Below are 8286 nucleotides of genomic sequence, written 5' to 3'. Positions count from 1 at the left end.
CCGCTCCCACAGTCGATCGGGTTCCAGCTTGAGCATGCGGTTGAATGTGGGGGCTGGCTTGCCTGCGATAGTGGTGGGCCAGTCGCCTCATGTAGGGCCTGACAAACCGCCTTCGCGGGCAAGCCCGCTCCCACAGTCGATCGGGTTCCAGCTTGAGCATGCGGTTGAATGTGGGGGCTGGCTTGCCTGCGATAGTGGTGGGTCAGCTGACTCATGCAGGGCCTGACACACCGCCTTCGCGGGCAAGCCCGCTCCCACGGTTGATCGGGTTCCGGCTTGAGCATGCGGTTGAATGTGGGAGCTGGCTTGCCTGCGATCGCGGTGGGTCAGCCGCCTCGTGTTGGGCCTGACACAAAGCCTTCGCGGGCAAGCCCGCTCCCACGGTTGATCGGGTTCCGGCTTGAGCATGCGGTCGAATGTGGGAGCGGGCTTGCTCGCGAAGCAGGCGGCTCGGTCTTACTGAATCTCGTCCGGCTTGACGATCACCCAGTTCTTGTCCGCCGTCACCGGCAGCCCTTCCTTGGCCTGGGCCGCTGCGTGCTTGGCCATCATGCCGTTGAGTTGGGTCATGTATTTATCCTTGCGGTTGACCCACAGGTGGACGCCCCCCTTGGCCACGTCCACATCGTGAAACAACATGTAGCCGTCGCTGGTGGGGGTGTCGCCGCCCACGATCACCGGTTTTTTCCACTCATCAATGTAGGTGAGGATCGCTGCGTGCTTGCCGGCCATCCAGGTCGCCGGGGTCCACAGGTACGGGGTCAGCTCCAAGCCGAGATTGGCTTTTTCGTCGTATTTGCCGGCGGCGATCTGTTTGCGCGCAGTGGTCAGCTCGCCGGTCTTGCGATCCTTGAGCAAGGTGCTCACGCCGATGACGTTCTCGGGTTTGACGTTGTAGCCGTACTTGGGATCGGCGGCGACCATGCGCACCAACTCCTCGGACGCGGCGGTCATCACATACACCTCGATGCCGTTTTCCATCAGTTTGTTGAACAGCTCAGCCTGGCCGGTGAAGACCTTCGGCGGCTGCACGTCCATGGTCTTGACCACGTCACCGTCGTAATAGGTGACCGGCACCGGCTTGCCCGACGCCATCATCTCGTCGACGTAGCCCTTGAGTTCCTTGAGGGTGAAGCCGGAGAAAATCTGCGCAACCCACGGGTAGCAGACCATGTCGTCCACTTCGCAGAGTCGGTAGTAGTAGCTGAACAGGCTTTCCTTGTGGTCGGCGGTGTCTTTGAACGGGATCAGCTTGAGGGACGGGTCCATGGTGTCGCGGGTGATCAGGCCTTTGTTCTCAAGGTACGGCAGCAGCGACTCTTCGAGGTCGTAACGGTAACTGGTGTTGTCCATGTCGAACACCGCGAAGTTACCCTTGTTGGCGTTGGCGGCGATCATCTTGTTCAGTTGCTCGGCGGCAGGCGCCGGCCAGTGCTTTAACTCGGTGGCGGCAAATGCCTGGCTGGCGAGGCCCAAGCAGAAGGCGGCGGCCAGTAGTGTTGGCGCGAGCTTCATAAGCGTTTTCTCCCTGAGTGAAAGACATCGACGCTAACAAATCTGTGTGACAGTTATCGCCCGAGCACGACCGCTTGCGTCGTGATTGCGCCAAGAGCGTGTGCCTGAGCGTCAAACGCTTATTCCAAAAACGACAGTCACCATTCCATATCGGTATTAAATCAATATATTTCAAGCTGTTAGGATTTCCGGTTCGCAATCGCAGGCCCACGCGATTGGCTGCCTTCTCAACGGAGCTTCAATGAATCTGCCCCTGATTCTCAACGTACTGGTGTTCGTGGCCCTGCTTTTGGGCCTGGCACAAACGCGTCACACCCACTGGAGCCTCGCTAAAAAGGTCCTGTTTGCGCTGGTGCTCGGCGTGCTGTTCGGCGCGGCGTTGCACACGATTTATGGCGACGGCAACCCGGTGCTTAAAGCCTCGATCAGCTGGTTTGATCTGGTCGGCAATGGTTACGTGCAGTTGCTGCAAATGATCGTGATCCCGCTGGTGTTCGCCTCGATCCTCAGCGCCGTGGCGCGTCTGCACAACGCCTCGTCCCTGGGCAAGATCAGCTTCCTGACCATCGGCACGCTGCTGTTTACCACAGCGATTGCGGCGCTGATCGGTATCGGCCTGACCAACCTGTTCGGCCTTACCGCCGAAGGGCTGGTGGCCGGCACCCAGGAAATGGCGCGCCTGCAAGTGATCCAGAGCGATTACGCAGGCAAGGTCGCCGACCTGAATATCCCGCAGTTGCTGCTGTCGTTCGTGCCAGCCAATCCGTTTGCCGACCTGGCCCGGGCCAAGCCGACGTCGATCATCAGCGTGGTGATTTTTGCTGCGTTCCTCGGGGTTGCCGCACTGCAACTGCTCAAGGACGACGTGGAAAAAGGCCAGAAAGTGCTCAACGCCATCGACACCCTGCAAGCCTGGGTGATGCGTCTGGTGCGCCTGGTGATGAAGCTGACGCCCTACGGCGTGCTGGCGCTGATGACCAAAGTGGTCGCCGGCTCCAACCTGCAAGACATCATCAAGCTCGGCAGTTTTGTGGTGGTGTCGTACCTGGCGCTGGGCCTGATGTTTGTGGTGCACGGCCTGCTGCTGTCGCTGGCCGGGGTCAACCCGCTGCGCTTCTTCCGCAAGGTGTGGCCGGTGCTGACCTTTGCCTTCACCAGCCGCTCCAGCGCAGCCGCCATCCCGCTAAGCATTGAAGCGCAGACCCGCCGCCTGGGTATCCCGCAATCAATTGCCGGTTTCGCCGCCTCGTTTGGCGCCACCATCGGCCAGAACGGTTGCGCCGGTCTCTACCCGGCCATGCTTGCGGTGATGGTTGCACCGACCGTAGGCATCAACCCACTGGACCCACTGTGGATCGCGACCCTGGTGGCGATTGTGACCTTGAGCTCGGCCGGTGTGGCCGGTGTTGGCGGCGGCGCGACCTTTGCCGCGCTGATCGTACTGCCGGCGATGGGCTTGCCGGTGTCACTGGTGGCGCTGCTGATTTCCGTGGAGCCGCTGATCGACATGGGCCGTACGGCGCTGAACGTGAACGGTTCGATGACGGCGGGTGCGATTACCAGCCAGATCATGGGGCAGACGGATAAAGCGTTGCTGAATGCCGATGAGCATGCGGAGTTAGCGCAAGCCTGATAGACCGCTATCGGGGGCAAGCCCCCTCCCACAGTTGACCGAGTGAACGCGATCAAGTGTGGGAGGGGGCTTGCCCCCGATGCTTTTAGACTTTTTCCCAGACTTCGAAGTTGTACGCGGGCTTATCGCCCTCGGCCGGGTTCTCGACATTCGACACCAGCTTCCACTGGTTCAGATCAAACTCGGGAAACCACGCATCCCCTTCCGGGCTCAACGCCACCCGCGTCAGATACAGGCGATCCGCCTGCTCCAACCCTTGCGTATACAACTGCGCACCGCCGATCAGCATCAGCTCATCCACGCCCTGCTCCAGCGCCCAGGCCTCAGCCCGTTCCACCGCCGCAGCCAGCGACGGAAAAACTTGCGCACCTTCAAGCTTAAGATCGGTCTGACGGCTGACCACAATGTTCAAGCGCCCCGGCAACGGTCGGCCCAGGGAATCCCAGGTCTTGCGCCCCATGATGATCGGCTTGCCGAGCGTGGTGGCCTTGAAATATTTGAAATCCCCCGGCAAATGCCAGGGCATGCTGTTGTCGACGCCGATCACGCGGTTTTCACCGAGGGCTGCGATCAGGCTTAAAGGGAGAGTTTTTTTCATGGCGACGAGAATACCAGAGCTGCGAGTCTGCGGTTATGCTCCAACCTCACTTGCTCAACAGGATGGCGCGTGACTGCTCTGACTCCCCTGCACACCCTTTGGCTGACAGAAACCGTGCGCCTGCGTGAAGAACACGCCGGCCCACTCGAAGACCTGGAAGCTAACCGCCTGGCCCGCACGGCCGGCGGCGACTTGCCGACGCGCATTCAGGCGCGCGCCCTGCACTTGGCCGAGCGCGACGGACTGACCGGCGCCCTCACCCGCTGGCTGCAAGGCGCCCGTTTGGCGTTGGTGCTGCTGGCCGTGGTCGCGGTGATCAGCGGCGCCGGCCTGGCGTTTGCTGCGCTGGGTAACGGCCTGACTCCGGTGAATGTGTTCTGGGCGCTGGGCAGTCTGCTCGGTTTGAACCTGATTCTGCTGCTGAGCTGGGCCTTGGGCCTGGCGTTTGCCGGCGAGCACAGCGCCAGCCTCGGCCGCCTGTGGCTGTGGCTCAGCGAAAAATTCGCGCGTGATGCCAAGGCGGCTCAGTTGGCGCCGGCGCTGCTGCTGTTGCTGCAACGCCACAAACTCAATCGCTGGGCAGTGGGTGTGCTGGTCAACAGCCTGTGGCTGCTGGCATTGCTCAGTGCCATGGTGATTTTGCTGACACTGCTGGCCACCCGACGCTACGGTTTTGTGTGGGAAACCACCATCCTGGGCGCCGACACGTTTGTCGCCGTCACCCAAGCCCTCGGCAGCCTGCCCGCGCTGCTGGGCTTTAACGTGCCGACCGTCGACATGATCCGCGCCAGCGGCGACTCCGCCCTGAATATCGAAAGCGCACGGCAGGCCTGGGCCGCCTGGCTGGTGGGCGTGCTGCTGGTGTACGGCCTGCTGCCGCGGTTGATCCTCGCGCTGCTGTGCCTGTGGCGCTGGAAACGTGGGCGCGCCGCCCTGCGCCTGGACCTCAACCTGCCCGGCTACAGCGCGTTGCGCGAACGCCTGATGCCAAGCAGCGAGCGGCTCGGTGTCAATGATGCAGCGCCTGAACAGCTGCACCACGTCAGCGGCGGCGTCAGCGAACTGGAGAGCGACGGCGCCTTGCTGGTGGCCATCGAACTCGATGATCAGTACCCGTGGCCGCCCAAACTACCGGCGAGCATCAAAAACGCCGGCATTCTGGACAGCCGCGAATCGCGCAACAAACTGCTGGAACAGCTCACGCGCTTTCCACCCGCACGCCTGGCCATCGCCTGCGACCCTCGTCGCTCGCCTGACCGTGGCAGCCTGGCGCTGATCGCCGAACTGGCACGCAGCGCCACGGCCACCCGCGTGTGGCTGCTGCAGGCACCGCCCGGCCAGGCGCTGGACGCCGAGCGCCTTGGCGATTGGCACGCCGCGTTGCACCAACTCGAACTGCCCTTCGCCGACTGCGCGCCGCTCACATGGCTGGAGACCGGTCATGACTAAACCGCTGAAACTGGCCGTGGTCGGCCACACCAATGTCGGCAAGACGTCGCTTTTGCGCACGCTGACCCGTGACGTCGGCTTCGGCGAAGTCTCCCATCGCCCCAGCACCACGCGGCATGTGGAAGGCGCGCGGTTGTCGGTCGACGGCGAAGCCTTGCTGGAGCTGTACGACACGCCCGGCCTGGAAGATGCGATTGCCCTGCTCGATTACCTGGAGCGCCTGGATCGCCCCGGCGAGCGCTTGGACGGGCCGGCACGCCTGGCGCGTTTCCTGGAAGGCAGCGAAGCGCGCCAGCGTTTCGAACAAGAGGCCAAGGTGTTGCGCCAACTGCTGGCCTGCGACGCCGGCCTGTATGTGATCGACGCTCGCGAGCCGGTGCTGGCCAAGTACCGCGACGAGCTGCAAGTGCTGGCCAGTTGCGGCAAGCCGCTGCTGCCGGTGCTCAATTTTGTCAGCAGCAGCAACCACCGCGAACCCGACTGGCGCGAAGCCCTGGCCCGCCTGGGCCTGCACGCGCTGGTGCGGTTCGACAGCGTCGCACCGCCGGAAGACGGGGAGCGTCGCCTGTATGAAAGCCTGGCCCTGCTGCTGGAGAATGCGCGGCCGCAGCTGGAACGGCTGATCCTCGATCAGCAAGCCCAGCGCCAGGCCCGCCAGCTGAGCGCCGCGCGGTTGATCGCCGAATTGTTGATCGACTGCGCGGCGTGCCGGCGCAGCGTGGTCACTGAGGATGAACAGCAAGCCATCAGCGATTTACGCAAGGCCGTGCGCCAGCGCGAACAAAAATGCGTGGAAGCCCTGCTCAAACTCTTCGGCTTTCGCCCGCAGGACGCCACCGCCAGCGACTTGCCGCTGCTCGACGGCCGCTGGGGCGATGACCTGTTCAACCCCGAAACCCTCAAGCAACTTGGCGTACGCGTCGGCGGTGGGATCGCCGCAGGCGCGGCCGCCGGGGCCGGCGTGGATTTGCTGGTTGGCGGCCTGACCCTGGGCGTCGCCGCGATTGCCGGTGCGATTGCCGGCGGTGCGCTGCAAACCGCGCGCAGCTACGGCAGCCGTCTGCTGGGCAAGATCAAAGGCCATCGCGAGCTGACCGTCGACGACAGCGTGCTGCGCCTGCTCGCCTTGCGCCAGCGCCAGTTGCTCAAGGCCTTGAACCTGCGTGGCCATGCGGCGATGCACAGCATCAACGTCGACACGCCCCAGGACAAAACCTGGCGCGAGGGCAAGCTGCCGGACGCGCTGCATAAAGCCCGCGCGCACCCGCAATGGTCGTCCCTCAACCCTCACGCCAAACTCAGCCAGGCCGAGCGCCAGGAACAGGTCGAGGCGCTGGCGCTGCGCCTGGATGAACGCTAAGCCGCAAGCAGTCGCCGGGCCTTGGCCTTCAATACTTCAAGGTCCAGCACCGGCACGTGCATGTCCTTGGCCTGCTCATCCCAGTGGCGCATGCGCAGGCTCACCGAACAAAGCGGGTCCTGTTCGAACGCCTGGGCTTCTTCGGCGCTCATCACGCCGCCCTGGTAACCCAGGGTGCGGCGGCTGGCTTCGCTCAAGCGGGCATAATAGTCCGGCTGGCTGAAGGTCAGGTAACGCTTGGCCTGCACGTGATACTCCACCAGCCTGGCCATGCGTTCGCTGAACCCTGCGCGGCGCAAATAATCCGCGCCCAGCCGCTCATGACTGACCACACCGTAGCCGCCCATGTTCTCGCCGCCCTGGCCGCAGAGGTGCCCGATGTCGTGGAAAAATGCCGCCAGCACCACTTCATCGTCAAAGCCCTCAGCCATCGCCAGCTGTGCGGCCTGGGACATGTGCTCGATCTGCGACACCGGCTCGCCGATGTAGTCGGCCGTGCCATGTTGATCGTACAGGCCGAAGAGTTCGGCAATCGCCTGTTCCGGGTTCATCACGCCTCACCCCACATTGTGCTGATGTTTCGTTCGGCCATCGCCGGCCCGACGCTCATGCCCACGCCGGTGTGCATCAACGCCGCGCTCACGCCCGGTGCTACGCGCAGGAACGAAAACGGCCCCGGTCCACGCGCGCCATACACGCCCTGCCAGCGCTCCACCACCTGAACCTTGCAACCCAGGGTCTGCTGCGCCAGTTCGATCATCCAGTCATCGACCTGCTCGGTATTGAACGGCGAGGCATCGCGGCCGTAGTCATGGGAATCACCGATGATCAGTTCGCCATAAGGCGTCGGGCTGATCAGCAAGTGAATGCCGTGTTCATGCAAATGCGGTGAATCGCGCAGGATGTGCGCCTGCACGGGCGAAGCTTCCGGCAAATCGGCGAAGGCGCCGTAATGCACGCAACTGAGGCCTGTGAGTAACGCGTGTTGCAGGTTCAGGTTAACGACGGGGCGGGCGCGCAGCATTTGCAGGCGACAGACACTCGGGTTGAGTTCGGCGATCGATTCCGCCAGCAGGGTTTGGTAGTCATGGCCGGAGCACACGATGACCTGCTCGCCACGAAAGCTCCCCGCCGTGGTGTGCACGTGGCCGGGCTCAACGTCGCGCACCAGCGTGGAGAAATGAAACTCCACCTTCAATTCGCTGCGAAGGTAGTTGATCAGCGCCGGAATTGCTTCGCGCGAATACAACTGCTGATCATCTTTGCCATGCAGCGCAGCGCGGTGATGGCCGAACTGGCCGCCATATAGATCCTTCATCGCGGCGCCTTGCAGCAGTTCGACGTTGTAGCCGTAAGCCTGCGCACGACCGGCGCAAAAAGCCTCCAACAGATGTTCTTCCGCCTCTGTACGCGCAAACAGGTATGAGCCGTTGCGCTTGAGCTGCAGGCCGGCCACCTGCGCCCAATGCCCCCAGATATCACGGCTTTGCCGGGCCAGGTCGAGCATCGGCCCCGGCGGTTGGCCGGTGACCAGCGCCTGGCCAAAGTTGCGCACTGAGGCGCCGAGCGGCGTGGCGCTGCGCTCGAAGACCTTGACCTTGAGGCCGCGCTTGGCGGCGGCGTAGGCGTGGGACAGGCCGAGGATGCCGGCGCCGATGATCAATAAGTCGCTGTGTTGTGTCATTAAATGGTGTCCTGAATTCGACGCCGCTATCGCCGGCAAGCCAGCTC

The 8286-nt window shown here is 63.2% G+C and carries 7 protein-coding genes; 3 read left to right on the top strand and 4 right to left on the bottom strand.

All coding sequences use genetic code 11. The annotated features are described in order from the left end of the window. Nucleotides 1–456: 456 nt before the first annotated feature. On the bottom strand, nt 457–1515 hold the full coding sequence (locus AACV02_RS02510; protein WP_106575706.1) for a phosphorylcholine phosphatase: 1059 nt from the start codon (nt 1513–1515) through the stop codon (nt 457–459). Between the two features lie 241 nt (nt 1516–1756). On the opposite strand from AACV02_RS02510, the gene AACV02_RS02505 reads away from it, so the two are divergent. Beyond that, nucleotides 1757–3148, top strand: coding sequence for an L-cystine transporter (locus AACV02_RS02505; protein WP_106575707.1), 1392 nt, complete (start codon nt 1757–1759; stop codon nt 3146–3148). Nucleotides 3149–3233: 85 nt separating this feature from the next. On the opposite strand, the gene AACV02_RS02500 is transcribed toward AACV02_RS02505, so the two are convergent. Next, nucleotides 3234–3746 (bottom strand): dihydrofolate reductase, encoded by a 513-nt coding sequence (locus tag AACV02_RS02500; protein WP_119737415.1) that lies wholly within the window; start codon nt 3744–3746, stop codon nt 3234–3236. Between the two features lie 69 nt (nt 3747–3815). Between AACV02_RS02500 and AACV02_RS02495 the strand changes: the two genes are divergently transcribed. Continuing rightward, a complete protein-coding gene (locus tag AACV02_RS02495) occupies nt 3816–5195 on the top strand; it encodes a DUF2868 domain-containing protein (protein WP_119737412.1) in 1380 nt (459 codons plus the stop codon). Further along, complete coding sequence (locus AACV02_RS02490) at nt 5188–6555, top strand: GTPase/DUF3482 domain-containing protein (protein ID WP_119737410.1); 1368 nt, start codon at nt 5188–5190, stop codon at nt 6553–6555. The genes AACV02_RS02495 and AACV02_RS02490 overlap by 8 nt, the downstream gene beginning before the upstream one ends. Here the strand turns inward: AACV02_RS02490 and AACV02_RS02485 are convergent. Next, the gene (locus tag AACV02_RS02485) at nt 6552–7106 is read right to left on the bottom strand and encodes a phosphonate degradation HD-domain oxygenase (protein WP_119737408.1); all 555 of its coding nucleotides are present in this window, start codon (nt 7104–7106) and stop codon (nt 6552–6554) included. The genes AACV02_RS02490 and AACV02_RS02485 overlap by 4 nt on opposite strands. Beyond that, nucleotides 7106–8239, bottom strand: a complete 1134-nt coding sequence (locus AACV02_RS02480) for a TIGR03364 family FAD-dependent oxidoreductase (RefSeq protein ID WP_119737405.1) — start codon at nt 8237–8239, stop codon at nt 7106–7108. The genes AACV02_RS02485 and AACV02_RS02480 overlap by 1 nt, the downstream gene beginning before the upstream one ends. Nucleotides 8240–8286: the final 47 nt, after the last annotated feature.

The organism is Pseudomonas sp. Larv2_ips, assembly GCF_963879675.1.
In the GTDB taxonomy this organism is placed as follows: Bacteria; Pseudomonadota; Gammaproteobacteria; order Pseudomonadales; family Pseudomonadaceae; genus Aquipseudomonas.
Note: the sequence above shows the minus strand (reverse complement) of the source record. Positions and strands in the feature narration are given on the sequence as shown.

Coding starts and splice junctions, on each gene's coding strand:
- AACV02_RS02505 (WP_106575707.1), top strand. CDS start 1,757: ATGAATCTGCCCCTGATTCTCAACGTACTGGTGTTCGTGGCCCTGCTT.
- AACV02_RS02490 (WP_119737410.1), top strand. CDS start 5,188: ATGACTAAACCGCTGAAACTGGCCGTGGTCGGCCACACCAATGTCGGC.
- AACV02_RS02500 (WP_119737415.1), bottom strand. CDS start 3,746: ATGAAAAAAACTCTCCCTTTAAGCCTGATCGCAGCCCTCGGTGAAAAC.
- AACV02_RS02480 (WP_119737405.1), bottom strand. CDS start 8,239: ATGACACAACACAGCGACTTATTGATCATCGGCGCCGGCATCCTCGGC.
- AACV02_RS02485 (WP_119737408.1), bottom strand. CDS start 7,106: ATGAACCCGGAACAGGCGATTGCCGAACTCTTCGGCCTGTACGATCAA.
- AACV02_RS02510 (WP_106575706.1), bottom strand. CDS start 1,515: ATGAAGCTCGCGCCAACACTACTGGCCGCCGCCTTCTGCTTGGGCCTC.